The organism is Promicromonospora sp. CA-289599, from assembly GCF_050936155.1.
In the GTDB taxonomy this organism is placed as follows: Bacteria; Actinomycetota; Actinomycetes; order Actinomycetales; family Cellulomonadaceae; genus Promicromonospora.
This window is the reverse complement of record NZ_JBNJNI010000001.1, coordinates 809562-835294: the sequence shown is the minus strand read 5'-3', so window position 1 is coordinate 835294 and position 25733 is coordinate 809562. Positions and strand designations below refer to the sequence as shown.

30 protein-coding genes are annotated in these 25733 nt (G+C 69.1%); 17 read left to right on the top strand and 13 right to left on the bottom strand.

The features are described from left to right. Position 1: 1 nt before the first annotated feature. A complete protein-coding gene (locus ACQEVI_RS03620; protein ID WP_432894788.1) occupies positions 2–976 on the bottom strand; it encodes a gluconate 2-dehydrogenase subunit 3 family protein in 975 nt (324 codons plus the stop codon). A 580-nt stretch (positions 977–1556) separates the two neighbouring features. Between ACQEVI_RS03620 and ACQEVI_RS03615 the strand changes: the two genes are divergently transcribed. Further along, positions 1557–2003, top strand: coding sequence for a DUF4383 domain-containing protein (locus ACQEVI_RS03615; protein WP_432894786.1), 447 nt, complete (start codon positions 1557–1559; stop codon positions 2001–2003). 237 nt (positions 2004–2240) lie between these two features. After that, positions 2241–2459, top strand: coding sequence for a hypothetical protein (locus ACQEVI_RS03610; protein WP_432894784.1), 219 nt, complete (start codon positions 2241–2243; stop codon positions 2457–2459). 33 nt (positions 2460–2492) lie between these two features. Here ACQEVI_RS03610 and ACQEVI_RS03605 read toward each other — a convergent pair whose 3' ends face one another. The 5 genes from ACQEVI_RS03605 to ACQEVI_RS03585 all read right to left on the bottom strand — a co-directional run bounded on the left by ACQEVI_RS03605 (position 2493) and on the right by ACQEVI_RS03585 (position 7642). Next, entirely contained in the window at positions 2493–3011 is a 519-nt protein-coding gene (locus ACQEVI_RS03605; RefSeq protein WP_432894782.1) for a hypothetical protein, read from the bottom strand. Between the two features lie 4 nt (positions 3012–3015). Further along, the gene (locus ACQEVI_RS03600) at positions 3016–3381 is read right to left on the bottom strand and encodes a hypothetical protein (RefSeq protein ID WP_432894780.1); all 366 of its coding nucleotides are present in this window, start codon (positions 3379–3381) and stop codon (positions 3016–3018) included. A 600-nt stretch (positions 3382–3981) separates the two neighbouring features. Beyond that, positions 3982–5781, bottom strand: coding sequence for a cytochrome bc1 complex cytochrome b subunit (gene qcrB, locus ACQEVI_RS03595; protein ID WP_432894778.1), 1800 nt, complete (start codon positions 5779–5781; stop codon positions 3982–3984). A gap of 72 nt (positions 5782–5853) precedes the next feature. After that, complete coding sequence (locus ACQEVI_RS03590; protein ID WP_432894776.1) at positions 5854–7152, bottom strand: alcohol dehydrogenase catalytic domain-containing protein; 1299 nt, start codon at positions 7150–7152, stop codon at positions 5854–5856. A gap of 67 nt (positions 7153–7219) precedes the next feature. Continuing rightward, positions 7220–7642, bottom strand: a complete 423-nt coding sequence (locus ACQEVI_RS03585; RefSeq protein ID WP_432894774.1) for a PRC-barrel domain-containing protein — start codon at positions 7640–7642, stop codon at positions 7220–7222. A gap of 226 nt (positions 7643–7868) precedes the next feature. On the opposite strand from ACQEVI_RS03585, the gene ACQEVI_RS03580 reads away from it, so the two are divergent. Both ACQEVI_RS03580 and ACQEVI_RS03575 read left to right on the top strand, forming a co-directional pair. After that, complete coding sequence (locus ACQEVI_RS03580) at positions 7869–8018, top strand: hypothetical protein (protein ID WP_432894772.1); 150 nt, start codon at positions 7869–7871, stop codon at positions 8016–8018. Positions 8019–8087: 69 nt separating this feature from the next. Beyond that, positions 8088–8693, top strand: coding sequence for a flavodoxin family protein (locus tag ACQEVI_RS03575; protein ID WP_432894770.1), 606 nt, complete (start codon positions 8088–8090; stop codon positions 8691–8693). A 79-nt stretch (positions 8694–8772) separates the two neighbouring features. Here ACQEVI_RS03575 and ACQEVI_RS03570 read toward each other — a convergent pair whose 3' ends face one another. Continuing rightward, positions 8773–10191 carry an FAD-dependent oxidoreductase gene (locus tag ACQEVI_RS03570; protein WP_432894768.1) on the bottom strand — a complete coding sequence of 473 codons (1419 nt, stop codon included), beginning with the start codon at positions 10189–10191 and terminating at the stop codon, positions 8773–8775. Positions 10192–10350: 159 nt separating this feature from the next. Between ACQEVI_RS03570 and ACQEVI_RS03565 the strand changes: the two genes are divergently transcribed. The 9 genes from ACQEVI_RS03565 to ACQEVI_RS03525 all read left to right on the top strand — a co-directional run bounded on the left by ACQEVI_RS03565 (position 10351) and on the right by ACQEVI_RS03525 (position 17665). After that, complete coding sequence (locus tag ACQEVI_RS03565) at positions 10351–11154, top strand: PAS and ANTAR domain-containing protein (protein ID WP_432894766.1); 804 nt, start codon at positions 10351–10353, stop codon at positions 11152–11154. A gap of 7 nt (positions 11155–11161) precedes the next feature. Further along, the gene (locus ACQEVI_RS03560) at positions 11162–12286 is read left to right on the top strand and encodes a hypothetical protein (protein WP_432894764.1); all 1125 of its coding nucleotides are present in this window, start codon (positions 11162–11164) and stop codon (positions 12284–12286) included. Then, positions 12283–12699, top strand: a complete 417-nt coding sequence (locus ACQEVI_RS03555) for a DUF6098 family protein (RefSeq protein WP_432894763.1) — start codon at positions 12283–12285, stop codon at positions 12697–12699. The genes ACQEVI_RS03560 and ACQEVI_RS03555 overlap by 4 nt, the downstream gene beginning before the upstream one ends. Before the next feature lie 196 nt (positions 12700–12895). Further along, positions 12896–13285, top strand: coding sequence for a hypothetical protein (locus ACQEVI_RS03550; protein WP_432894761.1), 390 nt, complete (start codon positions 12896–12898; stop codon positions 13283–13285). Continuing rightward, a complete protein-coding gene (locus ACQEVI_RS03545) occupies positions 13282–13797 on the top strand; it encodes a hypothetical protein (RefSeq protein ID WP_432894759.1) in 516 nt (171 codons plus the stop codon). The genes ACQEVI_RS03550 and ACQEVI_RS03545 overlap by 4 nt, the downstream gene beginning before the upstream one ends. After that, positions 13794–15023, top strand: a complete 1230-nt coding sequence (locus tag ACQEVI_RS03540; protein ID WP_432894757.1) for an NRAMP family divalent metal transporter — start codon at positions 13794–13796, stop codon at positions 15021–15023. Before ACQEVI_RS03545 ends, ACQEVI_RS03540 begins: the two co-directional genes overlap by 4 nt. Next, positions 15020–15460: a hypothetical protein gene (locus tag ACQEVI_RS03535; protein ID WP_432894755.1), complete on the top strand. Its 441-nt coding sequence runs from the start codon at positions 15020–15022 to the stop codon at positions 15458–15460. The genes ACQEVI_RS03540 and ACQEVI_RS03535 overlap by 4 nt, the downstream gene beginning before the upstream one ends. Before the next feature lie 10 nt (positions 15461–15470). Continuing rightward, the gene (locus tag ACQEVI_RS03530) at positions 15471–15830 is read left to right on the top strand and encodes a PRC-barrel domain-containing protein (protein WP_432894753.1); all 360 of its coding nucleotides are present in this window, start codon (positions 15471–15473) and stop codon (positions 15828–15830) included. 68 nt (positions 15831–15898) lie between these two features. Next, positions 15899–17665, top strand: coding sequence for a thiamine pyrophosphate-requiring protein (locus ACQEVI_RS03525; protein WP_432894751.1), 1767 nt, complete (start codon positions 15899–15901; stop codon positions 17663–17665). A 64-nt stretch (positions 17666–17729) separates the two neighbouring features. Here ACQEVI_RS03525 and ACQEVI_RS03520 read toward each other — a convergent pair whose 3' ends face one another. After that, complete coding sequence (locus ACQEVI_RS03520) at positions 17730–18110, bottom strand: hypothetical protein (protein ID WP_432894749.1); 381 nt, start codon at positions 18108–18110, stop codon at positions 17730–17732. Between the two features lie 120 nt (positions 18111–18230). Here ACQEVI_RS03520 and ACQEVI_RS03515 point away from each other — a divergent pair, with 120 nt between their 5' ends. Next, positions 18231–18407, top strand: a complete 177-nt coding sequence (locus ACQEVI_RS03515) for a hypothetical protein (RefSeq protein ID WP_432894746.1) — start codon at positions 18231–18233, stop codon at positions 18405–18407. Between the two features lie 362 nt (positions 18408–18769). Here ACQEVI_RS03515 and ACQEVI_RS03510 read toward each other — a convergent pair whose 3' ends face one another. Continuing rightward, on the bottom strand, positions 18770–19600 hold the full coding sequence (locus tag ACQEVI_RS03510; RefSeq protein ID WP_432894744.1) for a TIGR02452 family protein: 831 nt from the start codon (positions 19598–19600) through the stop codon (positions 18770–18772). A gap of 271 nt (positions 19601–19871) precedes the next feature. Between ACQEVI_RS03510 and ACQEVI_RS03505 the strand changes: the two genes are divergently transcribed. Beyond that, positions 19872–20114, top strand: a complete 243-nt coding sequence (locus ACQEVI_RS03505; RefSeq protein WP_432894742.1) for an Atu4866 domain-containing protein — start codon at positions 19872–19874, stop codon at positions 20112–20114. Positions 20115–20190: 76 nt separating this feature from the next. Here ACQEVI_RS03505 and ACQEVI_RS03500 read toward each other — a convergent pair whose 3' ends face one another. Beyond that, positions 20191–20976, bottom strand: coding sequence for a tryptophan-rich sensory protein (locus tag ACQEVI_RS03500; RefSeq protein WP_432894740.1), 786 nt, complete (start codon positions 20974–20976; stop codon positions 20191–20193). A 95-nt stretch (positions 20977–21071) separates the two neighbouring features. On the opposite strand from ACQEVI_RS03500, the gene ACQEVI_RS03495 reads away from it, so the two are divergent. Both ACQEVI_RS03495 and ACQEVI_RS03490 read left to right on the top strand, forming a co-directional pair. Next, positions 21072–22562, top strand: coding sequence for an SDR family oxidoreductase (locus tag ACQEVI_RS03495; RefSeq protein ID WP_432894738.1), 1491 nt, complete (start codon positions 21072–21074; stop codon positions 22560–22562). 79 nt (positions 22563–22641) lie between these two features. After that, complete coding sequence (locus tag ACQEVI_RS03490; protein WP_432894736.1) at positions 22642–22911, top strand: type II toxin-antitoxin system prevent-host-death family antitoxin; 270 nt, start codon at positions 22642–22644, stop codon at positions 22909–22911. A gap of 26 nt (positions 22912–22937) precedes the next feature. Here the strand turns inward: ACQEVI_RS03490 and ACQEVI_RS03485 are convergent, their stop codons facing one another. The 3 genes from ACQEVI_RS03485 to ACQEVI_RS03475 are packed head-to-tail and all read right to left on the bottom strand — an operon-like array spanning position 22938 to position 25608. Beyond that, entirely contained in the window at positions 22938–23597 is a 660-nt protein-coding gene (locus ACQEVI_RS03485; RefSeq protein WP_432894734.1) for a response regulator, read from the bottom strand. Continuing rightward, entirely contained in the window at positions 23594–24778 is a 1185-nt protein-coding gene (locus tag ACQEVI_RS03480) for a sensor histidine kinase (protein WP_432894732.1), read from the bottom strand. Before ACQEVI_RS03480 ends, ACQEVI_RS03485 begins: the two co-directional genes overlap by 4 nt. Beyond that, positions 24775–25608 carry a lysostaphin resistance A-like protein gene (locus ACQEVI_RS03475; protein WP_432894730.1) on the bottom strand — a complete coding sequence of 278 codons (834 nt, stop codon included), beginning with the start codon at positions 25606–25608 and terminating at the stop codon, positions 24775–24777. The genes ACQEVI_RS03480 and ACQEVI_RS03475 overlap by 4 nt, the downstream gene beginning before the upstream one ends. Positions 25609–25733 lie beyond the last annotated feature (125 nt).

Genomic DNA, 25733 nt, shown 5'->3' with positions numbered 1-25733 from the left:
CTCAACCCCTTCCCACACCGTGGTGGGGCTGTTCAAGCGCCTGCCTGCCGCCCCCGGGCCGGTCGGGGTTCATGACAGGCAGCCCGTGCATCGCCCGGGGTTGCTTGTCCGTGCCTCGGAGCATCTCCTGCGGCGAGTAGGAGCGCTGGGCCGCCGGCCATCCGACCAGCCGCCATCCGGCCAGGTTCCGGTTCCCGCCGTACACGGGGTCAGCGAACATGCCCTCGATCGTGTCCGTGCGCACCCGCGAGAAGAACCCGCCGGGATCGACCGCGCCGAACACATCCTCGGCCTGGTCCAGCACATCGTCGCTCGACGAGATTCCTGCTGTGCTCTGGGTGTCACCTGCGGCGCTGCCGGTGACCTGGTCGGCGCCCTCGCTGCGCTGCCCGTGATCATCGAGAACAACGAGGATCTCGTCCCGCCGACCTGGGGCGAGGTCGGCGAAGAACCGGCCGTACCGGGTCTGCGCGTAACGGTCCAAGGCCGCTAGACCGAGCCTGTAGACATCTTGCGGGGGTCGACTGCCCTGGTACCCATACCGGTAAAGTTGCTCTTCCGCGACGGGAACCTCGTCCCGTTCCACCTCGTTCGCGGAGCCCTCGTACGCGGCCGCGAACGGTCCATGTGTGTAGGTCGGCTCGGCGTACGGGACGTAGTCGGCGAGCTTGCTGTCGATGTACCTCGGCACGCCCATCTGGACGGCACCAGGGTCCTGGTCGTCGCCGGGTACCAGCCGAGCGAGCATCGCCTCGAGGAGCCGGACCTCCTGATCGGTGAAGAAGCGCAGCTCGTCCGGTGCGTCGCCCGGCGGCAACGGTGTGCGCTCGGGTTGGAAGACACCATCGTCGACGCCGACCGCAGCCCCGGACCCAGCAGGCCCCGGAGTCTGGGTGCAACCTGCCAGGCTTGCCCCGCCTACCAGGCCGGCGCCCCCGAGCACCGAGAGAGACTTGAGCAGAGTTCGCCGCGACACGGCCGGCCCGGCAATTTCACCAGTCTCCGGTGCGGGGCCGTGCAATTCAGTTTCGTCAGCGGTCATCGGATCACTCCGTAGGTCGCGGCTCTCGTGTTCGCCTCTCCGACCGTAACGAGAGCTGTTCCATTCGCAACCGTCAGGCGACTGAGCCACCCGCTGTGTTCTTAAGCATGACGCAAAGGGCTCACGGGATCGGTGCTCGAATCGATGAACCTGTGTTGAGCAGCGATGGTGCAGGGTGGCGCTGGCGATCCGGTCCGGCGCAGAAGGCTACACGGAGCAACAAGACCTTTGTAGGACAACACCTTCGTAGGGCCAGATGTTTACAGGACCAGACGTCTGTGGGATCGGCATTGGAAGGCGCGAGCCCTTGTGGAACACGGATTTCGCCAACCGTGAGAATGTGCGGCGAAGACCGACGGCTTGTTCCGATAGAAGGTCGTACGGTGGTCTCGACCCACCGCACGGGACGCATGCCAACCGACATTGCAGGCGCTTCAAGAAGCGTCCCGGCTGGCGACCTGGAACTGTCCCGACAAGGATTCCCCAACTGGCGGGCGCGGAACGGAGAGTGATCATGGCGCAAGAGCCGGAATCCAGACATGCCCTGGCGTCGTACCAGTGGCTTGTTTTCGCGATCGGTGTGATCTACCTGACCATTGGAGTTGCCGGCTTCTTCGTGACCAGCCCCGCCGGCTTTGCCAGCCGCTTCACCAGCCAAGACCTGTTCGGGTTAGCCGTCAATCCGTTGTTCAAGATCGCTCACCTGTCCACCGGGTTCCTTGGCGTCATCGTGTGGTCCAGCCCAGGCGGAGCACGGGCCTTCGGCTGGGTAACAACGGTCGGATACGGCGCAATGTTCGGGTACGGAATTTTCTTGCTCAATAGCTCGGGCATCAGTGATATCAATGTCAATCGAGCGAGCAATTGGCTGCACGCTCTGAGTATCGTGGCGGGGCTGGCGGCCGCACTCTGGCCCGATCGCCGTAACGTCACGTCACCCGGTCGACGGCACGCAAGCTAGCTCCTGCGCTTGCCGATGTCCCCGCTCACGTCGGCGTCGCCGCCTTCGTGCCGGGTCATGCCCTATGGCAAGCCCTCAGAACCGAGTGGCGGATCCGCTCGCAGCACCCTCGGCCCGGGAGACGGAACCAACCCAGCACCTGGGTGCGAGTGAACTGCGAGCGACGTAGCGTCGCAGGGTGGTGGCACGGACGCCTTGCCTTCCGTGCCACCACACCACCCTCCGAAGGGAGTGAGCATGACGAAGAACGAAAGCGAGAACGAGCACGACGACGCCGTGCCAGTTCCTCGGGCGAACCCGGGACCGAGCACAGGGGCCACACCCGACGACGCGCCCTCACCCGAGCGCGCCAACCCGGGACCGCGCAGCGTCCCGGACCAGGCCGCTGACGAGGACGATGACGGCGGCGATGAAAGGGCCGATGAGCGCAGAGGCGATTCCCGGCGAACATCCTGAAGACGACACAGATCCGCAGTGCGAGGAGCGGTGTCATTCCCGAAGTTGGAGGATCTCGACGCTTTCGGCGACGAGGACCGCTTCGCCGGCGTATTCCTCGTAGACGTCGTAGGGGATGGCGTAGTCCTCCTGGAACTCGCCGAGAGAGAGTCGCCGCACGGTACCGGTGACCTCGACCACCGTCTCGTCCTCGACGAGGGCGTGTGCCGCGTCCATGCCCTGATCGGCGAAGTCGGCCGACGGGCTCATCACCAGGACTGCCGGTTCCAGCACACCCGGGTCACCGATGAGGAACGCGCCGGCGTCGAGTATCTCCAGGATCTCGCCTTCGACCGTGACGACACGGTTGGCGAGGCCAGGCTGGTCCTGTCGGTCCTGCTTGCCTTCGGGCACCTCCGCCTCGGCGACGTCTGCCACGGACACGTTCTCGTCAGGGTCGGGGATGCCGTCACCGCACGCCGTGAGCAGACAGATCAGGGCCGCTAGCAGCGCGGGTACGAGGAAGCGTCGGTTCGTCGTGGTCGGTTTGGCGGAGCTTGGGTGCCGGTGCATGTGCTTACCGGAGCAGTTCGTCGGCGGCGACGGACAGAAGTACCTCGTCACCTGCGACCACGGCGATCTGGTCGGCTTCGACGTAGCGGTGGCCGGTGAACGGGCCGTTGGCGTCGACGCGGATGAACCCGCCGCGTGCGAGGTGTTCTTGCGCCTGCGCGCTCAGGCCGCTGTCGGTGCTGAAGAGTTTGGCGACCCATGCGAACGGGTTACCCCCACCTGGGGGTGTCTGGCCTGCGCCGGTGACCGCACCGGCGTCGGCCATGCGCATCTCGTCGACGAACCCCACTGTTTCGCCGGTGGCATCGACCACCGTCATCCCGTTGGCGACATCGCGGATCGGGCCCTCGGGCCCCGTGAACGCGCTCATGTTTGTCTCCTTGGTGTGTTCTCCCTGGCTTCCGCTGACCGCTTGTTGGCCGGTCGGTGATCGCGGCACCCGGTCAGCACGGTGCGGCCCGCACCCGGCAGCCGCGCCCGTGGCCGACCCGGCAGATTTGAGCGGCATGGTCGCCGGCGCCTGAGGTGGGTCCTCTTCGAGGCTGCACCGGGGTGCGGGCACACGCATCTGGGGCACGGGAGCGGACAAGGTCTTTCGGCATGGTCGCGCGGATGCCAGTGGTGTGCGGACCGCTTAGGGTCCCAAACGGGTTCAAAGTTGCGGCGCCTGACGGCTAGGCCAGTCCCCTCGACCTGATCCGGGAGGGACGAGCGATGATTCCGATGTACATGCGCTCGGGCTCGCGCTGCTGATCAGCCTGGCGGTGATGTTCGTCGGTGACAACGCGTTCTCTTACTCGATGATCCTGCACTACTCGCGCGCCATCCCGGTCTGCCAGGAGGCCTCACTCACCGACCCAGGGATCATCGGGTCTGTGACCAGATCGTGCGGACCCAGCGGGAGGAGATCAACCAGATGAGGGAAATCTTCGCCCGCGGCTCCGCCCCTCAGGCGACGGTGCTGAGTTGGCTACCTTGCGTTGAGCTGTGCACCGCGTGAGCGGTCGCTGGTGGCCTTGCCGTGGTTCGCGGTGCGGGGCGGTGCGCTCGCCCCGATCGCGTCGCGGGTGGACGCGTCGTGCCGGGTGTGAGGGCGCGCGGCCTCGACCTCGGTGGGCGTGACAGGCTCGACGCGGTTCTCGTAGAAGAACCGGGACAGCTTCTGCCACCTCTTGTCCGACCGATAGTCCGTACGCCGCACGCCGCGTGCGTCGACGGCAGGCTCGGTGTCCAGCGGTCGTGGGGAGTCATAGTTGGTACGCAACCAGACTTCCTGGGCGGACGGCGGCACATGAATCTCGATGAACCCGCCGTTGGCGTGCTTGACGATGCGACCCGACTCGTGTCCGTGCAGCACGACTTCGCGATCCTTACGCTGCAGGCCGAGGCAGACGCGCCTGGCGATGAAGAAGGCGAGCACCGGCCCGATCAGGACCAAGATGCGGAACACCCACGTGATCGCGTTGATGGACAGCCTGAACTGCAGTGCGATCAGGTCGTTCGACCCGGCCAGCGCCAGGATGACGAACGCCGTCAGGAACGAGACCCCCAGCGCCGTGCGTACCGGCCTGTTGCGTGGTCGGTCCAGTACATGGTGTTCGCGGTCGTCCTTTGTCACGCGCGCTTCGAGGAACGGGTAGACGAACAGGAACGTGAACAGGATACCCGGGACGATGGCGGCCGGGATCAGCACGTTCCACGAGAGTGTGTACCCGGCGATGACCCACTCCGTGCCCTCGCCGGGCATCAGCCGCAACGCGCCTTCCAGGAACAGCATGTACCAGTCCGGTTGCGCGCCGGCGGACACCACCCCTGGGTCGTAGGGGCCGTAGTTCCACACGTTGTTGATCGCCATCGTGGCGCCCATCAGGGTCAGCACGCCCGCCACGATGAAGAAGTTGCCCGTCATCTTGGCCACGTACACCGGCATGGCCGGGTAACCGACGACGTTCTTGTCGGTACGACCGCCGCCGGGGTATTGGGTGTGTTTCTGCAGCACCATGAGGAACAGGTGCAGTCCGATCAGTGCGACCAGCAGTCCGGGGATGACGAAGATGTGCAGGGTGAAGAGCCGCGGGATGATGTGCTCACCGGGGAACTCGCCGCCGAAGATCATGTATGACAGCTCCGCGCCGATCACCGGGATCGCTTTGACCACGCCGTCGGTGATGCGCAGGCCGTTGCCGGACAGGACGTCGTCAGGCAGCGAGTAGCCGGTGAAACCGGCCGCCAGGCCCAGGATCATCAGGACGATGCCGACGATCCAGTTGATCTCACGCGGCTTGCGGAACGCCCCGGTGAAGAACACGCGCATCATGTGCACCACGATCGAGGCCATGAAGATCAGGGCCGCCCAGTGGTGGATCTGCCGCATGAGCAGACCGCCGCGCACCTCGAACGACATCTCCACCGTCGATGCGAACGCGACCGACATGAGCCGGTGCTCCAGCGTCGGTGGGTGCTCGCCCTCGTAGCGCACCAGTGCCATGGATGGCTCGAAGAACATCGTCAGGAAGAAGCCCGACGCGATGAGCCCGACGAACGAGAACAGCGCGATCTCGCCGAGCATGAAGGACCAGTGGTCCGGGAAGACCTTGCGTGCGAACTCCTTGACGGCGACGCCGATGGAGGTGCGCTGGTCGAGGTAGTCAGCCGTCTTGCCGACGACAGTCGAACGCTGCTGCTGTGCCACGTCAAAACCCGTGAGGGAGGAGATACGTTCCTTCCCAGTAGACACCGCGTCGTGTGCTGCCTTCCACCCGATGGACATACCGCGCGAAAGCCGCAGCCCGGAACGGGCTTGTGCTGCCCCGGGTGCCCCCGGGGCCGGTGTGGTTGACGCTTATAGCTCCAGTACGGTCTTGATGCCGCCGGGGTCGCTCGAGAACGCCTCCACGGCGTCCTCGAGCGGCACCCGGCGGGTCACGATGCGGTCGAGCCACTCGGCGTCGGCCCGGGCCAGGACCTCCGCGGCGGACCGGTAGTGCGTCAGGTTGGCGTTCACCGATCCGATCACGGCGTCGTTCTCCAGCACGATCTCCCGGTTGAGCGCGCCGGCGTCGATCGTGAAGTGCCGCCCCGCGGTCGTGACACCGGTGAGGCAGGTGACGCCGTAGCTCTTGGTCGCGGACAGGGCGTCGAGCACTACCGGGCTCGCGCCGGTCGCCTCGATCACCACGCCCGGCTGCACGGCGGCGGCCACGTCCGTGACTGGTTCGGTGTGGTACTCGGCCCCGAGATCCCGGACCAGCTGTGGCTTCGGGCCGTCGGCTACGCGGTCCAGCACGTGTACCTCCAGGCCCCGCTGCACGCCGATCAGCGCGGCCAGCAGGCCGATCGGGCCCGCGCCGGTCACCAGGACGACCTTCGGCTCGAACCAGGCACGGCCGCCGACCAGGTCGATCTGCTCCCACGCCTTGGCGACCACCGAGGTCGGCTCGAGCAGCACGCCGACCTTCTCGAGCGAAGGGTCGAGGCGGACGGCGTAGTCGGCCTCGATCGTCCACCGCTGCGAGGCGAACCCGTCGATCGCCTTGATGCCCCGCTCCGTGTACTCACCGTTGCGGCACATGTCGAACTGGCCGTGGGCGCACGCCCCGCACGGTTCCGGGTCCGGGCGGCGGACGACGCCCACCACCAGGTCGCCGGGCGCGAATCCGGAGCTGTCGGGCGCCGTGCGCACCCGGCCGAGGGACTCGTGCCCGAGCACCAGCCGCTCTCGTCCGGGCGGTGCCCAGCCGTACTCGCCGGCGACGATCTCACGGTCCGTGCCGCACACGCCGACGGCGAGACCGTCCACCAGGAGCTCGCCGTCGCGGGGGACCGGCTCTTCGATGTCGGTGACGGCGAGAGAGCCGGGCTGTTGTGGTATCAGGGTCAGGGCGCGCATCAGGTGACCTCCTCTTGCGTGGTGGACGGCGATGCGGCGCGTTGGACGACGCCGGCCTCCACGTCCCGTTCCGTGAATCCGGACCAGGAACGTCGCCTCGCTGCCGGGGAGGCCGTCCACCCGGTCGTCGGCATGCGTGCGGTAGCGCAGAAGGAGGGCGGCCTGGCTCAGCTCACGCTGCACGGCCTCGACGGCGCCGATCACTCGCAGGCCGTCCCAGGGCAGGAATCCGACCCGCCCGATCACCTTCACGTGCCTGTTCGATCGCGCCCATGATTGCCCTACTTGCATGGGCGACTGTTCTCAAGCCGGAGCGGGCTCAGCGATAGTACGGGTATGGAGGGTAGGAGTATCCGTATGCCCAGAAGGGTCCGAATCCGTAGTACCCGTAGACGTCGCTGTAGTAGCTGTTGTCGTCGACCAGGTCAGGGTCGTACGTGGGTGCACCGGCCACGTGTTCGCGGGTCTGGTCCGTGCGCACTTCGTCGTTGTCGATTCCGGTGATCGCATCGACGGGGAGGAACGATTTGTCCTTCCCCATGCCGAGGAACCCACCCGAGGCGATCACCAGGAACCGGACCTTCCTCGCGTCCTGGTCGATGAGCAGGTCATCGACCGTGCCGAGGTCTTCGCCGTTCCGATCCTTGACGTGGTAGCCCCTGATGTCCTCATCCGTGCTCGCCACCGTTTCGCCAACTTCACTGAGCTTCACCAGCATTGCGGGCTCGTTCGCTTCCACCATTGGTCGTTCCACCTCGCTCCATCATCGATTGCGCTCTGGATTTTGACGTTAACTCATCGGTTTTCTGACCTCAACCGTGGTGGCGCCCCGCACGTCGTGCCTGGCTCGTGCCACATCGCGGCGTTGCGTATCGGCGGGGGCACTCGCCGGGGGCGCACGGTGGCCGGTCAGGCGGTACCTGCTCGATCTGTCGACGGGTGAGCGGGCGTGGTCGGACGATGCGTACGTGGCGTATGGCTTCGAGCCGGGTGACGTGGTGCCGACGACGTCGTTGAAGTTGTCGCACAAGCATCCTGATGACCGGGCGCGTGTGGACGGTGTGCTGCGACGTGCGGCGGAGACGGGGCAGCCGTTCAGCTCGGTGGACCGCTCGTGAGTGCAGCACGGCCAGGTTACGGTGATTGCGGTCAGGAAGCGGCCGCCCGTCAGACCTGCGAGGTGCCCCATGAAGGCCCTGTTCATCAACTGCACACTCAAGCCGTCGCCTGAGTCGTCGAATACGGAGGCGCTGGCCGCCGTCGTCGCCGAGGCGCTCGAGGAGCGGGGCGTGGTCGTGGACCACGTTCGGCTCGCAGACCTCGACGTCCCGCCGGGGGTCGTCACCGACCTAGGCGGGGACGATGCCTGGCCGACGGTGCACGAGCGACTCCTGGACGCTCAGATCCTGGTCGTGGCCAGCCCGACCTGGCTCGGCCGGCCCTCATCGATCGCGCAGCGCATGCTCGAGCGCATGGACGCGATGCTCTCGGAGACCTCGTCAGATGACACACCGGTCGCATACAACCGGGTGGCGGGGGTCGTGGTGACCGGCAACGAGGACGGGGCGCACCACGTGATCTCCGAGATCAGCGGAGCCCTCGGCGATATCGGGTACACGATCCCAGGCCAGGCGTGGACGTACTGGAACCAGGGGCCTGGTCCCGGCGACGAGTATCCCCAGACCGAGCACGGGCACGAGTGGGCGCACAGCACCGGGCGGCTCATGGCGCACAACCTGTACGCGGTCGCGTCAGCACTGCTCGTCAGTCCTGTCCCACCGCACCGAGAATGACGCAGGTGCCGTCGATCGGTCCTCGAGTAGGTGCGAGAGCTCTTGTGGGCTGCGGCATGCTCCCTCGCGCATGTGCAGGTCAGCGCGGAGACAGATCTTCGGTTGCGGGGCCTTCGAGCAGCGCGCCGTCCGGCGCGAAGCGCGAACCGTGGACCGGGCAGTCCCAGGATTCCTCCTGTTCGTTCCAGTGCACGACGCCTCCGAGGTGGGGGCAGGTCCGGGAGACTCGCTTGACCCCGGGGCGCTGGCCTGTTGGGCGCAAGGCGGCGCAGGCCCAGCCTTTGCTCTGTTCTCCGAACGTGGCCGCGCTACGGCCGGACGGCTCGGGCGGGCGAGCCCACGGCTCGAGCGCTGCGCCCCACTCCGGGGTGTCGCCGAGAATCCGGCCGGCGAGCGACAGGCCCGCGGCCGCGCCGTTGGTGAGTCCCCACTTGCCATAGCCGGTGGCGACGAGCACCCGCTCGTCGCCGGGAACGGCCGGCCCGACGAACGGCACCCCGGTGTCGCTGCTGTAGTCCTGGGCCGCCCAGGCGTGCCGCACGGTACCGACGGACAGGTAGGTCCGGCTCCACTCCTCGAGCGCCGCCAACCGCCCGGCCGGATCAGGTTCCCGACCGACGGTGTAGCCCTCTCCACCCACCATGACCAGGTCGCCGGCCATCCGCAGCGAGCGGACTGGCGAACCCGCCGTGATCGACATGGTCTCAGCGAAGCCGGTCGGCAGGATGCCGGGACCAGGGGCGTCCCAGGTGGTGAGCAGACTACGGCCTGCCTCGAGGCGGAGAAAGAGCCCACCGAGCCGGCCGGGTGGGACGCCTGTGGCCAGCACCACGCGTTCGGCGAGCACGGTCCCGCCCGTCGTGCGCAGGGCCACCCCGGACCTGCGCCGTCGCACCTGCCGGAGCCGCACGCCGTCGTACACCGTGACCCCGCTGGCGCGCAGACGGGAACGCAGCGCGGAGAGCATGCGCAGCGGGTCGACCTGCCCCTGACCCGGCAGACGCACCGCGCCGAAGGTGCGGGCCGGAAACGGGGGACTCTCGTCCCGCTGGGCGGCGAGCCCTTGTCGTGCGGCTGCCTCGAGCACGGCGTCGACGTCCGCAGTCTGCTCGGGAGTGGTCGCGACAGTCAGGTCGTCCCGGTTGTCCACCGGCACGTTGAGTTCCTCGAGGGCGCGGCGCAACCAGCCGATTCCCGCGAAGTTGGCTGCGAGGTATGCCCCCAGGGCCTCGTCGCCGTGTCGGGCGATGCGGGCGAGCTGAGTGCCCTGCAGCACAGAGAGCTTGCCTGTTGACCGCGCGGTCGTGGTGTCCCGGGCGGGGCCGGTGTCGAGCACCACGACATGGGCACCGCCGTCAGCGAGCAACTGTGCGGTCACCACCCCGGTGAGCCCCGCGCCGACCACCACCACGTCGGCGCGCAGCGGCCCAGAAGCGATGACCCCCCGCACTTCGATACCGCCCGAGCTCTTCGTGGTGTCGTCGGAGATCTCGCTCATGGTGCGCCTCCAGTGCCGTGGTTGATCCAGCAGTGCTTGGTTCCGCGGGCAGCCCAGTCGAGGCTGACATGAGTCGATGGTGCTCGCAGCGCACGAGTGGCCACCGGGCGGCCCACTGTCGGAGACCGCGGTTCCGCCCTAGGCTTGAGCCGTGGAGTCATGAAGCGGCTCCAGGTCCGGTTCTGGATCTGGGAGGTCTGCATGTCCAAGCCCAATCTCGCCCTCGTCGAAGGCTCCGGAGGAGAAACCGCCTCGCCACTGCCGTTCTCGGCTGCTGAGCTTGCGTCGGCGCTCGGCCTCGGTACCAGTCTCCTGGTCGGTCGCTACCGCGTCGATCTCGCCTCCGGCCAGTGGTGGTGGTCCGACGAGGTGTACACCATGCACGGGTGGAAGCGGCACGAGGTAGAACCGGGCCTGGACGCGCTCCGCTCCCGCAAGCACCCCGATGACCGGGCCCGCATCCTACGAACCGCAGGCGAAGCGCTGCAGGCGGGCCGGCCGTTCGCCTGCGCGCACCGCATCGTGGACAAGAAGGGGCGTGCCCGTTCGATCATCGTCACAGGCCAGGGTCGGCGAGACTCCCGTGGAGAGACTCCGGAAGTCGCCGGCTACGTGCTGGACGTGACGCCGGCCCAGAAGGAAGCCCTGAACCGCCGGTCGAGCGCCCAGATCAGTCGCGCCTTCGTCAGCCAGGCCGTGATCGAGCAGGCCAAGGGGATAATCGGCGTGGTGCGCGGCATCGACGAGAACGCCGCACAACAGGCACTGAGCGACGTCGCGGCAACCGCGGGTGTCTCGTTGCAGTCGACGGCAGAGCAGGTGATGGCCACGCTGCGCGCCCAGCAGCAGGCCGGCATCACGGACGAAGCACTCACCCGTGCGCTCGACGCCGTTCGGCCCACGGCGCGTCCCCGAAGCCACGACGCCCTCCTGACGCGACGGCGGCGCACCGGCCGGAGCTGAGGCAAACATGCGCGACGGACGAGATGGTCCAGCGCAGAGTAGACATCGCACGTGGCCCGGTCGGCGCGCCGTCGAGCAGTTGCACGGACAGTGGGTTCGCCACCCCCGCTGGGCGCTCGCGGCAAAGGGTGCGTCAGCCGCGGCGATCGCCTGGGTCATCGGGCTGTTCGCCCCCGCGCCGTTCTCCGAGTACCCGTACTACGCCCCCCTTGGCGCGGTGGTCGCGATGTCGAGTACAGCGGTCAGTTCCGTGCGCGTGTCCGCACAGGCCGTTGGTGCAGTCCTGATGGGCGCTGCCATCGCCCGCGGGGTGGACGCCGTGCTGGCCTCGAGTGTGCTCTCCGTTGCACTCGTGGTGGCGGTCGCCCTGCTGTGTGCGGGGTGGCGTGTCTTCGGGACGATGGGCAACTGGGTCGCGACCTCGGGGCTGTTCGTCCTCATCCTCGGCGGTGTCGAGTATGTGGGTGTGTTCTCCGGGCTCGTCGTCGTGGGGGCGACGGTCGCAGTGACGATCAACATCCTGCTGCCACCCCTACCGCTCACCCCGTCGAGACTGGCGCTGGACCGCTTGCGCGATGTGCTGGTCGACCAGGTCGATGTACTGGCCGAACGACTGCAGAAGGAAGGACCGCTCGATGCCGAGGAGTGGGAGGACCGGCGGCGTCAGGTGACGTCGACGATCGATCATGCACGGCAGGTCGCCTCATCGACGCGCGAGGCGACGAGGATCAACCGGAAAGCGCGGCGCTACGGCAAGTGGGCGACTGCACAGGTGCAACGCGCGCAGGCGCTCGCAGCAGCGGCCGAGGTGGTCAACGACCTCGTACGAATCCTCGCAGAATGGGAACGTCGGGACCGCGAGAACATGGCACTCGGGCCAGGTCTGCGGCCCGAGCTGGCCACGGCGTTGCGCGCCTACGCCAACGCGCTGCGGCCCGACCCCGATGACCACGCCTTTGCCGAGGCGACGGAGCGGTGCGAGGGGTCCGTCGACGAGTTGGGCGATGCCGTGCGTGCGGACGCTCGCTCCTCGGGGCACGACCACTTCGTCGCAGGCGCAGTCGTCGTCGCGCTGTGGCGTGGCACCGCCGCGCTGACACAGCGACCGTACGTCATGTGGAGGCCCTCATGACGCCTACGATGCCTCGCCTCGAGTCGCTCTCCGAGGTCGTTGACCTCGTCCAGCTCCTCGCACCCCTGTACGTGCGCTTCAGCGCAGGTCCGGAGGCCGATCGCGCAGTGGTCAGCCGGGACCACGAGAGCGGATGCCTGATGCCGGGGCTGAGTGCCAACCCGATGACGCCGGAGCCGTGGTGGGACCGTCCGGTCGAGCACTGGGTGTCTCGGCAGCTGAACCAGTACGCCCACCTGATGGTAGGGGACAGGTTTCCTTGGCTGCTGACCGGCGAGATCTCCGCCCGTGGCCCGGACTGCGAACCGCTGCTGGTCTCGATCACGCCGGTCGCCTCGATCGGCACGTCCGTCGTGGACCAGGCCGCGTCGCTTTACACGCAGGTCTTCGCTCCGGGAGCGGACGGCACCTGACTGTGTGGTGCACCCCGTGTGCGAGTGCGGGGTGCGTAGGGGACGGTGAAGATGTCGGCGATACAGACCGCCGCCGACCTGTGGAGAGGGGAACGACATGGTTCAGCACACTGCAGACGACGTGATGACCCCCGCACCGAAGACGGCCCTCGCGGAGACCTCCAGGGTGGAACCGAAGCGCTGAACGGGGGCGACGATGAGAACGTCCACGGCATCGACGCCTGTCGACCCGACGTCGGCCGAGACCGTGCGGGTCGATTCCACGGTGCTCGCTCCGCTGGTCATCCAGGGCGCCGTCATCCGCCGTCCGCGCGCCACCGCGTGGGCCGAGCAGCGCCAGACCGACCGGCCGACGACCTTCGCGGTGCTCCGTGACTCCACGGAACCCAGCGACTGGAGGCTGGTAACCGTCAGTGCCGGGCCGGTCTCCTGCCCGGGGCGCTACCTCGTTCTGCTGGTGGCCTCGCAGCTGCTCAGTCGGCTTGCGACGCAGGACCTGCGGGTCGCGCGCGGTCGGTACCTGGCACGTGACCCGCTCCCGGCCACGATGGACCACCTGGGCCTACGATCTCGGCTCGCCGCATGAGCAGCATGGTGCCCGACCGCGCGCTTCGCGGGCCAGCCCGGGGGCTGGTCACCGTGGCACTCGCCCTGGTAGCGACCAGTCTCCTCGTGGCCTGCGCGCCGGCAGCCGCCCGGTCGGACGACGTGAATGCGCTGGGCAGCGTCTGCGACCACCTCGACGAGTCGAGCTCGGCCGTAGCGACGGCGCGGCTGGCCGTCCAGGCCCGCGCCTCGGGTCGGCTGCCGGGCGTGACCGCGGACGTGTCGATCGCCGACGCTGCGGAGACGGCGACAGGCGCGGTGCACGGCATCGGGACCCTTGTTCTTTCCGACGCGGACGCCGACCGCGTGCGCGACGAGGCACTCGACGCGGCGTCGGGAGCGGTCGGTCCGGTGACAGCGGCCCGCACCTGGCTGGGCAGGCCCCCGTCAGCGGCCCAGGACGTGCTCCGAGCGCTCGACGATGCCGGTAACGCCCTCGACAGGGCGAAAACTGCGGTCGAACGCGCCCGGTCGGCAGCGGTGACACCATGAACCGCCGTCTGCTAGCCGTCGCCCTCGGGGTGCTCACCGCGATCGGCGGTTTCCTGGACGCCGGCGACCTGGTGACCAACGCCGTGGTGGGCTCCCGGTTCGGGCTGTCGCTCGCGTGGGTGGTGCCGGTGGGCGTGCTGGGCATCTGCGTGTTCGCGCACATGTCCGGAAAGGTGGCCGCAGTCTCGGGCCGGGCGACCTTCGAGGTCATCCGGGAGCGGCTCGGGCCGCGGACCGCCGGCCTGAACCTGGCCGCGAGCCTTGCCGTCACCGTGCTGACCCTGGTGGCCGAGGTCGGCGGGATCGCCCTCGCGTTGCAGCTCGCGAGCAGCGTCGACCACCGGCTCTGGGTGCCGGTGGCGGCGCTCGCGCTCTGGCTCGTGCTCTGGCGTGTGAAGTTCAGCGTCATGGAGAACGCCACCGGCCTGCTGGGTCTGACGCTCGTCGGCTTCGCGGTGGCGGTGTTCCTGCTCGGCCCGGACTGGGGCGAGCTGACCGCCCAGCTGGTCGGTGGTGCTCCGGCTGCAGAGGGCCCTGCTGTCTACTGGTACTTCGCCGTGGCGTTGTTCGGCGCTGCGATGACGCCCTACGAGGTCTTCTTCTTCTCCTCGGGCGGTGTCGAGGACCGGTGGACCGTGAAGGACCTGGCCACCTCCCGTCTGAACGTGCTGATCGGGTTTCCACTGGGCGGTCTGTTGTCGGTCTCCATCGCGGCGTGCGCCGCGATCGTGCTGCTGCCCGCGGGCATCCAGGTGGACTCGATGTCTCAGCTCACCCTGCCGGTGGCCGAGGCAGGCGGGACACTCCTGGTCGCCGTGGTCATCGTCGGCCTGGTGGCGGCGACGTCCGGCGCCGCCCTGGAGACGGCACTGGCCACGGGCTACACGCTCTCGCAGTACTTCGGCTGGTCATGGGGCAAGTTCCGGCGCCCGGCGCGAGCCGCCCGTTTCCACCTGACGATGATCCTCGCGCTCGTGGTCGCCGTCGGAGTGCTGATGACCAACGTCGACCCGATCGCCCTCACCGAGTACTCGGTGGTCTTCTCGGCTCTGGCGCTACCCCTGACGTACCTGCCGATCCTGGTCGTGGCGAACGACCCGGAGTACATGGGTGAGCACGTGAACGGACGAGTCATGAACCTGTTGGGCGGGGTGTACCTGGTGATCCTCGTCGTTGCCGCACTGGCAGCGATACCCCTGATGATCGTTACGGAGGCAGGAGGATGAGGCGCAGACGAGTCGCTCCCGACATGAGTCCGCTGGCCCCTGAGCCGCAGCAGCCGGGACGGATCCTGGATGCACGCCTGCATCTGCTGGACCGGCAGGTGCTCGATCTCGACGACGTCCCGGTCTGCACGCTCGACGACCTCGAGCTCGAAGCCGTCGCCGACCCGGCCGCAGACCCGGCCGTGGACGGGAGCTCCAGGGTGGTCGTCACCGCGCTGCTCACCGGGCCCGTGCTCGGCACCCGGGTGTTCGGCGGACGGCCACCCTTCTCGCGCTGGCACCGCCTGCCGTGGCGGGACGTGCTGGACATCGGCACAGCCGTGCACCTTGCGGTACGCGGAGAAGGACTCGACGCGACGTGGCTCGAACGCTGGACGCGTGACCACATCATCGCGCGCGTTCCCGGCGGCCTCCACGACCCGGAGAGTGCGGGATGAGGAGGCCACGGTGATCGCATCGGACCTGCTGGACGTCCAGGTGCTCGACGGCACCCGCAAGCCTCTGGGCTGGGTAGTCGATCTGCGGCTCGTGCTCGACCAGCCACCGGACGGCGCCCTGGCCCGTCCGCGTCTGCACGGACTCGTGGTGTCCCCGCGCACCAGGACGTCGTTCCTCGGGTTCGAGCGCTCCCGCGTGCGGCACCCGTGGCCCGTCGCTCCGCTGCTGCGGCGCTGGCACCGGGGCACGTTCCTCGTGCACTGGTCGGACGTCGCACGGGTGCCGATGCCGCAGGAAGATGCCGACCCAGCACTCCAGGCCGTGGTCGTGCTCCGCGAGGGCTACACGCGTTACGACCCAGCACTCTGAGAGCCGTTGCCCCGCAGCCGCTCCGGCCTCGAACAACCGCGAGGTCACGCCAATGCAGAGGAGGACATATGAGTACCACCACGGTGGCCGACGGTATCGTCGGCAGGCTGATCGACTGGGACGTCGAGCGCGTCTTCGGGTACGCAGGAGACGGCATCGACCCCTTCCTGGCGGCACTGCACCGGCAGCAGGACCGCATCGAGCTTGTCACGGCGCGTCACGAGGAGATGGCCGCCTTCATGGCGACCGGGCACGCCAAGTACGGGGGCGGTGTCGGAGTGTGTCTTGCCACCCAGGGACCGGGGGCTGTCCACCTGCTCAACGGGCTCTATGACGCGAAGCTGGACCGTCGCCCAGTGGTAGCGATCGTGGGGCAGGTGGTGAGCAGCGCGCTCGGTTCCGGCTACCTCCAGGAGGTCGATCTGCACACGCTCTTGAAGGACGTCTGCGCGCAGTACGTCCAGGTGGCCTCGTCTCCGCAGCAGCTGCCGCACGTGCTGGACAACGCGTTCCGCACCGCGCTGGCCACGTCGAGCCCCGTGTGCGTCATCGTTCCGCACGACGTGCAGCAGGCCGAGCTGCCCTCGCAGGACGAGCACGCGCACGGGATCGTGCAGTCGTCGACAGCATTCGCGAGTGCCCGAACGGTGCCCGACGAAGCACAGCTGCAGGCAGCGGCCGATCTGCTCGGGGCGGGGGAGCGGGTCGCCGTGCTGGTCGGCCAGGGTGCGGCGGGTGCCGAACAGCAGATCCGCGACGTCGTCGAGCGGCTGGGAGCCGGCCTGACGACCTCGCTGCTCGGCAAGCCACTGCTGGACGAGTCGCTGCCGTACCACTGCGGCGTCATGGGGCACCTGGGCACCACAGCCTCGGCTGATCTCATGGCCGGCTGCGACACTCTGCTCATCGTGGGCAGCAACGATCCCTGGACGGAGTTCTACCCCGAGCCGGGGCAGGCCAGGGCAGTGCAGATCGACATCACCGGCCGCAACATCGGCACCAAGTATCCCGTCGAGACAGCCCTTGTGGGTGATGCCGCTTCGACGCTCGGCGCGCTCGCCAACCTGCTTCCTGCGCGCCCCGGGTGGAGGCCGGAGGTCGAGCGGGCTGTCACCACCTGGCGTGAGACCGTCGAGGAGCGGGTCGCTCAGCGATCAGAGCAGCTCAACCCGCAGCTCGTCGTGCACGAGCTGTCTGCGCACCTTCCGCAAGACGTGCAGGTCGCTGTGGACGTGGGGTCGGTGACCTACTGGTACGCACGGTTCCTCCAGTTGCCGTCGGGCGCCCCGGCACACCTGTCGAGCACACTGGCTTCGATGGGTTCCGCCATGCCCTACGGGATCGCTGCCAAGCTGCTGCATCCCGGCCGTCCTGTCGTGGCTCTCGCAGGAGACGGTGCGATGCAGATGAACGGTAACGCCGAGCTCATCACGCTTGCCGATCGCTGGCGGGACTGGGCCGACCCCCGCTTCGTCGTCCTCGTCCTGAACAACCGTGACCTGGCTGAGGTGAGCTGGGAACAGCGGGAAATGGAGGGCGAACCACGGTTCCCCACCTCGCAGGCGGTGCCAGCCTTCCCGTACGCCGCCTACGCGGAGCTGCTCGGTCTGCGAGGGATACGTGTCGAGGAACCCGGGCAGATCCGCCAGGCATGGAGCGAGGCATGGGCCGCGGACCGGCCGGTCGTCGTCGAGGCAATGGTCGACCGTGACACCCCGCTCCTGCCGCCACGTCAGCCCGAGGAGAAGGTGCAGAAGGCTTTGCAAGCACTCGAGCGGGAAAGCGACGGTGGGCAGGCGCACCGCCTGCTACGTGAACAGCGTCACGACGAGTGAACCCACGAGTCGCGTTTCGCAGGGACAGACCGATCGCTCCCGCTGCAGCGCTGACGGGAGGTGATCAGGTGTCGCCCTCCTGTCGGTCCACCGGACTGACCACGCCCAGCGCACGCGTCAGAGTGCTCTGTGTGATGGTCTCCGCTGCGGACTGCAACACAGTCATCACCTGGTCAGCTACCACCGGCACGGGCACGCCTGCCTCGACCGCTGCATCGGACAGCATCTGGGCGGCGTGGTCGTCATCGACGCGCCGGGCCACGACGATCACGGTCTTGGCGCGCTCGATCATCGTCGCACCGACCAGGGCGTGCTCGGTCGGGTGCTCACACCGACGATGACGAGGCGCCTCTTCGTCGCTCGCACTGCCTTCGCTGGTCCTGAACTGGCTGTCGGCGGACATCATGAACCTTCCAGGTACTTCGTGAACCTGGAGCCGCTCCATGGCTCTCTCCTCCACCGTAGAGCGAACCCAAGGTTTTCGACAGGCCCTGCGTGGCGCTCGCGCGAGCCAACGGGACGATTGACCGCGGCAGACGCAGGCGCTGACACCACCATGTGCGAGATGACTCCCAGATTCACGCAAGAGTTGACTATCGTGCTGCAGCTCGGCCACATGCTCGACCAGCAGCTCAAGCCCCTCCGCCAGAACCGTGGCTCGCTGAGCTACCGGCACCTGCACTATCTCGCGAATCACCCGTGCTTCCACGAGCGCGAGCTAGCCTCAGGCCCGGATCCGTGAACAGCCCGTTCTGTCGCTGACCGGGATGCGACGCTGGCAGGTGCCGCACGTGCTTGGGACCCTGAACCCATGAGCCAGCACACGAATCTCCGATGCCCGTGGGATGCCCACGAGCGCATCTCCAGGAGGCGTCAGTGCAGGTCAGGGCAACTTCCACGGTCTTACACCGTGGATGTCGGGGGTTCGGGTCCCTCTGGGCCCACCTGTGATGACGCGGGACATCGTTGACCGGTGTCCCGCGTCATCGTTCCTTTCAGGGCCTGCGCCGGATCGAGCGACCGTTCGTAAGCCCTCGATGACCCTCGCGCGTGGCGGGCTGCCTGACCTGCGTACCTGGGTCGACGGCCTGTGCCGTTGAGTCGCTAGACGCCCGTCGTGAGCGGGCGTAAGCGCCTCCCGAAAGCCGTGAGCACCGGGCGGCCGGGGCGTGGGTCGAGAATCGCGAAAGTGACGTGCTCGAACCTCGGACGGCCGGACAGAACTTCGGCGAACGCGGTTGCGACCTCGGTCGGATCGTTGCCGAACACTCCACAGCCCCACGCGCCGAGGACGAGGCGCCGGCTGCCCTGGGCGGCAGCCACGTCGAGTATCCGGGCCGCCCGATGAGCCAGCGTGGCGGCCACGTCGCGCGCGGCGGCAGGCTGGCCGCGCTCGATCGCGGAGCGGTTCGGGGCCGCCGCCGTCAGGAACGTGACCAGGTGGGGCTCGGCGAGCAGGGCGCCGTCGTCGTCCCGGAACACCGGAACGCCCGGGGAGACGATGATTCTGTCGCTGTAGAGCAGGGACGACTCTCGCCGGTGATGCTCGTAGAACTCGGGTGCGGCCGTCTGGGTCGCGTACAGCGCTGAGCTACGCGCTATCGCCTCCTCCTGAGCCTGGGCTCCGTTGAGGAACCCGCCGCCTGGGTTGCGCGCCGACGCGAAGACCAGGCAGGCGGTGCCCGGTCCGAGGCGTCGCGCTGCTTCCAGGCTTGACTCGTCGCGCACCTCGACGGTGGTCGCACCGGACCGGGTGGCACCCCTCGGGAGCCGTGCGTCCGGCAGGATCAGCCGGGTTCCAGCGGTCGCAGCGTCGACCTGCTTCGCGATCTCGATGCGACGCCCGCCCGCGCGGTAGCTGCCGGTTCGGACGACGTCCATGGTCTCGGCGGCGAGAGCTCGGAACCGGTCCCGGCTGGTGGTCGGGGATGTCATGGCGGCAATGCTGGGCGCTGGCGACGTGACCGGTCCACAGTTTTCTCGTGCCACGCTGGAGTGGTGCCGACTGACGAAGTGGTTCTGGACTGGTGCGGACCGGTGTCTGACGCCGGGCCCGTCCACCTCACCGAACCCTGACCGGACAACCTGGGTGCCGTACACCCCGGCACACCGCAGCCTGGTTGCCTGCGAGCGCTCCGGGCAACCTGGCGATCGTCCGGCGAGACCGCCGGCATCGGATCGCCGCAGGGCAGGAACGGAGACGTGTATGACCACCGACGAGAACTATCTCGGGCTCTGGGTGACAGCGGACGGGCACGTGCGGCAGCGGCTGTTGCCCGACGGCCGGTACGACGAGGCGCGCGGCGAGCGGGAGAGCGCCTACACGGGGCGGTACTGGATCGAGGGCGACCACATCCGCTACAAGGACGACACCGGGTTCAGCGCGGACGGCGACTTCCGCGACGGTGTGCTGTATCACGGCGGCATGGTGATGTACCGGCGGGACTGACGGCGTCGGGGTGCGTTCCGCCGTTGGCCGGCCGGTGCCGTCGGTGCAGGTCGACGGTACGAACAGACTGCTCAGATCAGGCCGCACCGGTCACTGCGCGCACGCGCAGGCTCAGCGCGACCCCGAGGACGACGACGGCGGCCGCGCCCGCCGCGACGGCCGTCGGCACGGACTGTGGCGCGCCGTCCCACCGCGCCACGGCGATCCACGCGAGGCCCCACGCGATGGCCGCTGCCACGGCGACGCGGCCCTTGCTGCGCACGGCGAGGGCGACCCCGACACCGCCGACCGCCACGAGGGCCGCGACCGCCCACCAGGTCGGATCGATGCCCGCCCCGTCGAATCCCGAGCTTGTGAGGGCTGCTGCGACGTTGGCGGCAGTGGCCACGCAGACCCAGCCGAGGTAGATGCCGAGTGCGCCGTCGACGAACAGGCGTTCCAGCGGCCCGCTCGCACGGGACCGCATCAGGATCACGAGAACTTGGCTGAGCAGCGCGAGCAGGACCACGATGACGGCCACACTCACCCAGATCCAGCCGGCCTGGACCACCAGGATCCAGGCCGCGTTCAACAGCATGGTCCCTGCGACCGGCAGGCGGAGGCGGCGCTGACGGTCCGCGGACGCCTGCGTGGGGAACCACTGCAGCACCGTGTACCCCGCAAGCCCCGCATAGACGACGGTCCAGATCGAGAAGGCCGCGGACGCGGGCGCGAGCAGGGTGGCGTCAGAGGCGAGCGCGCCACCGGCCGCCGAGGCGATCTGTGTTCCCCCGAAGACGCCGACGCCGATCATGGAACCGACGAGGCAGGCCACGTAGCTGACGGTGACGACGATCTGCTGGATCCGGTCGGTGAGATGCATGCGGTCCTCGCTCCTTGAGTCGGTCGTCCTGAATATCGCTAGCCTATCTAGTAATCTGCCAGGATTCACGTTGTCGAGCGAAAGGCGGTAGTGCCATGGACGACGGCGCTCAGGTCCTGGTCACGGGTGCCACCGGCTACATCGGCGGGCGGCTGGTGCCCGAGCTGCTCTCGGCCGGGTACCGCGTGCGCGTGCTGGCGCGGCATCCGGAACGGATCTCGTCCCGTGACTGGGCCGACGACGTGGAGGTGTTCGCCGGTGACGCCACGGAACAGCCCGACCTGCGCGGAGCCCTCGAGGGCGTCGACGTGGCCTACTACCTGATCCACGCGCTCGGCTCCGGGCCAGGGTTCGCCGAGCGTGACCGCAGCACCGCGCGCGGCTTCGCAGCAGCTGCCCGGGAGGCCGGTGTTCGGCGCGTGGTCTATCTCGGCGGCCTGTACCCCGACGCCGAACGGCTCTCGCCGCACCTGGAGTCCCGCCGTGAGGTCGAGGAGATCCTCCTCGACAGCGGTGTGCCGACGGTCGTGCTGCGGGCCGCGGTGATCCTCGGGTCGGGCAGCGCGTCCTTCGAGATGATGCGCTACCTCACGGAGCGGCTGCCGGCGATGATCGCGCCGCGCTGGATCAACAACCGCATCCAGCCCATCGCGGTGCGCGACGTGCTGCGCTACCTCGTGGGCGCGGCGAGCATCCCGCCCGAGGTGAGCCGGGGGTTCGACGTCGGCGGGCCGGACGTCCTGACCTACCGCGAGATGATGCAGCGCTACGCGGCGGCCGCGGGACTCCGTCCCCGGATCATCCGCGCCGTCCCGGTCCTGACCCCGCGCCTGGCCAGCCTGTGGGTCGGTCTGGTGACGCCCGTGCCGCCGGCGATCGCCCGCCCGCTCGTGGGGTCACTGGTGCACGAGGTCGTGGCGCGCGAGCACGACATGGCGGAGTACGTGCCCGACCCGCCCGAGGGCCTTACCGGCTTCGACCGCGCCGTCGGCCTCGCGCTGGCGCGCATCCGGGACCTGGACGTGCGGACGAGCTGGATATCGGCATCCACCCCGGGCGCACCGTCCGACCCGCTGCCCGACGACCCCGACTGGGCAGGAGGAAGCCTGCTCGTGGACGACCGGTCCGTCGAGGTGGACACGACGCGCGAGGCGCTCTGGACGGTGATCGAGGGCATCGGCGGTGCGCACGGCTGGTACTCCTGGCATCTGGGCTGGGTGGCCCGCGGCCTGCTGGACCGGCTCTTCGGCGGCCCGGGGCTGCGCCGCGGACGCCGCCACCCCCAGCACCTCGCACCCGGCGACGCGCTCGACTGGTGGCGGGTGGAGAAGGTGGTTCCGGGCGAGCTGCTGCGGCTGCGCGCCGAGATGCGCCTGCCGGGGCTCGCCTGGCTCGAGCTGTCCGTCGAGGGAGAGGCGGGCGACCCGCCGACGTTCCGGCAGCGCGCCGTCTTCTCGCCGCGGGGGCTTCCGGGGCAGCTGTACTGGTGGGCCATCAGCCCGTTCCACGGCATCGTGTTCGGCGGCATGCAGCGCAACATCGCCCGCGCGGCGCAGGAGCACGGCGCCGGGCACCGGGGCAGATGAGGGCTGGGATTCAGGCCAGCGGGCGGTTGGACGGCACACGCCGCGGCACAGTGTGGCACCCAGCACTACCGTCGTTGGTATGAGCATGCAGCCAGAGATCACCCAGCGCGATCTACGCTCGCGGTCGAAGGAGATCATGGACGCCGTCCAGTCAGGGCGGTCGTTCACCGTCACGCGTGATGGGCATCAGATCGCTGAACTGGTCCCGTTGCGCCGCCGGCGCCGCTTCGTCCCGCGCGCGGAGTTCGCTGCCATGTCGCAGGCCGGCCCGCACACGTCGCTGGAGGCGTTCCGCGCCGATCAGGAAGCGACGGTCGACGACGAGGTCTCCGACCCGTATGAGCGCTGAGTCACGGTGCCCGACGCCGCCGGCGATCAGGTCACCAGCCCGCTGCGGTAGGCGTGGACGACAGCCTGCACGCGGTCGCGCAGGCCGAGCTTGGCCAGGAGGCGGGAGACGTACGTCTTGACCGTCTCCTGGCTGATCACCAGCGTCGCGGCGATCTCACCGTTCGACAGGCCGTTGGCGATGAGGCGCAGCACCTCCAGCTCGCGCGGGGTCAGCGGGGTGTCGCCAGGAGGGTTCTCGGTGGGCCGGATCCGCGCCGCGTACCTGCCCACCAGCTGCCGCGTCACCTCCGGCGCCAGCAGAGCGGCCCCCGACGCGACGGTGCGGATGCCGTTCAGCAGCTGCGCGGCCGGGGCGTCCTTGAGCAGGAACCCGCTGGCCCCGGCGCGCAGCGCCTCGTAGACGTACTCGTCGAGGTTGAACGTCGTCACCACGAGCACCTTGACGGGATTCTCGACCCCGGCGCCGGCCAGCAGGCGGGTCGCCTCGATACCGTCGAGGACCGGCATCCGGACGTCCATCACGACGACGTCGGGGCTCAGTCGGCGGGCGAGGTCGACGGCGGCCCGGCCGTCGCCGCACTCGCCCACCACCTCGAGGTCCGGCTGGGCGTCGATGATCGTCGCGAACCCGGTGCGGATCAGCACCTGGTCGTCACAGACCAGCACGCGGGTCGGCGCGGTCACCGCCGGACCCCGGTCGGGATGCGGGCCAGCACGACGAAGCCGCCGTCGTCCGACCGCTGGGCGCTGAGCTCGCCGCCCAGGGCGGTGACCCGTTCGTGCAACCCGACCAGGCCCCGTCCGCTCCCGCCCGGCGAGATGTTCCGGGTCCGTCCGCCTGCTCGTGGGCCAGGTCCGTCGGTGCTGACCTCCACCGTGATCTCCCTGTCGTCGTGGTGCACCGTCACCGACGTCGGGCGGCCGTGGGCGTGCTTGAGGGCGTTCGTCAGCGACTCCTGCACCACGCGGTGCGCGGCGCGGTCTGCGCTGCCCGACGTCGTCGCCGGCGTGCCGTGCTCGGTGAGCTCCACCGGCTGCCCGGCCCGCCGGGTCTGCTCCACGAGCGCGGCCAGCCCGCCGTCCGGCTGCCTCCGGGCGGGGCCCTCGTGGCCGGGGTCCAGCAGGTCGAGCAGGTTCCGCAGGTCGCTGATCGCGAGCCGGCCCGTGTCGCCGACGGCGGTCAGCGTCTCGTCGAGACGGTCGGGCGAGGCGGTCAGGTACCGCGCGGCCTCGGTCTGCACGACCATCGCGGTCACGTGATGCGTCACGACGTCGTGCAGCTCCCGGGCGATCCGGGTGCGTTCGGCGGTCCGGGTCTCCTCGGCGACCCGGAGCCGACGCTCGGCCTCGGCCGCCCGGGTCGAGCGCAACCAGGCGCCGACACCCCATGCGAAGGCCATCACCAGGTAGAACGTCACGTACTCGTCCACCCGCTCGGCCCCGGTCAGCCGGTCGAGCGTGACCGCGAGCCCCACGTAAGCCACGGAGAGAACGGCGACGGTGAGCCGACGACGGTGCGCCAGGTGCGCCCCCGTGCTCACCAGCGCGACGCCCAGCGCGTTGCTCGCGAACGAGTGGTACCCCTGGACCTGTCCGAGCACGAAGCCGAGAGAGACCAGCGCGACGCATACGGCCGGCCACCGACGGCGCACCGCGAGCGGGAGGCACTGGAGCGCGATGACCAGCATCGTCACGCCGTCGAACGGACGGGCCGGCACCTCGCCGACCTGCGTCCCGTACTCCCGCAGCACCGGCACGAACGCCGCACCGGCGAGCATCAGGGCGAGCGGCAGGTCCCGGACCGTGACGTCGAGCCGGTGCCACCGGTCACGCCACTGGTCCGGGACCCGCCGAAGTTCGATCACCGGGGGAGCGTAACGGCCGCGTCCGCCCGGGCGGAGCGGCGCAGCGGAACCATGTGCCCGCGCCGGTACGCCACCCGGATGAACACCGCGGCGGCCAGCACGCAGAACACGATCGAGTAGACGCTGCCCTCCGGGCCGAACTCGCCGCCCGTGATCAGCATCGGGCCGGACGTCGAGGCGTCCAGCAGACCCTGCGGGGTGTTGTTGCCCGAGACCTCGGTGCTGAAGATCGCGCTCCCGGCGATGTTCCAGCCGAGGTGCAGGCCGATCGGCACCCACAGCTTGCGGGTGGCGACGTACGCGGCGGTGAGCATGCCGCCCGCCTCGATCGCGATGGCGAGCGCGCCCCACAGGGTGGCGTTCGGGTTGACCAGGTGGGCCAGGCCGAACAGCAGACTGGTCACCGTCAGGGAGACCCACGTGCCGGTCCACCCCTCGATGATCCGGAACAGGACGCCGCGGAACATCAGCTCCTCCGTCACGGCGACCGCCGCCATGAAGCCGACCAGGCCCACCGCGCCCGTCGTCGTGCCCATGCCGTGGACCGTGTAGCTGCCCAGGAAGACGAGGTTGACGATGACCAGGGCGAACAGCGCGATGCCGAGCAGCGTGCCGTAGCCGAGCCCGGGTACGGCGCCCTCCAGGGACACCTCCACCACGGCCCGGTGCTCGGTGCGCCGCACCACCCAGACGTAGACGAGGACGGCGAGCACGGCCGTGGCGAGCCCCACGACGAGCGCCAGCCAGGGGTTGTCCCCGACCAGCGCCAGACCCTGGCTGCCGAGGAACGAGACCGCCAGAACGGCTACGAGCTGCCACACCAGACGCACGATGACTCCTTCGAGAAGCCGCGGACCGGTCGCCGCGGACTACCCAGAACGCTATGGATCGGGCGGCGCGCGGTAGTCACCGCAGGGTGGACATTCGCGGGTAGCTCGCTCGGGGGACAGCACGA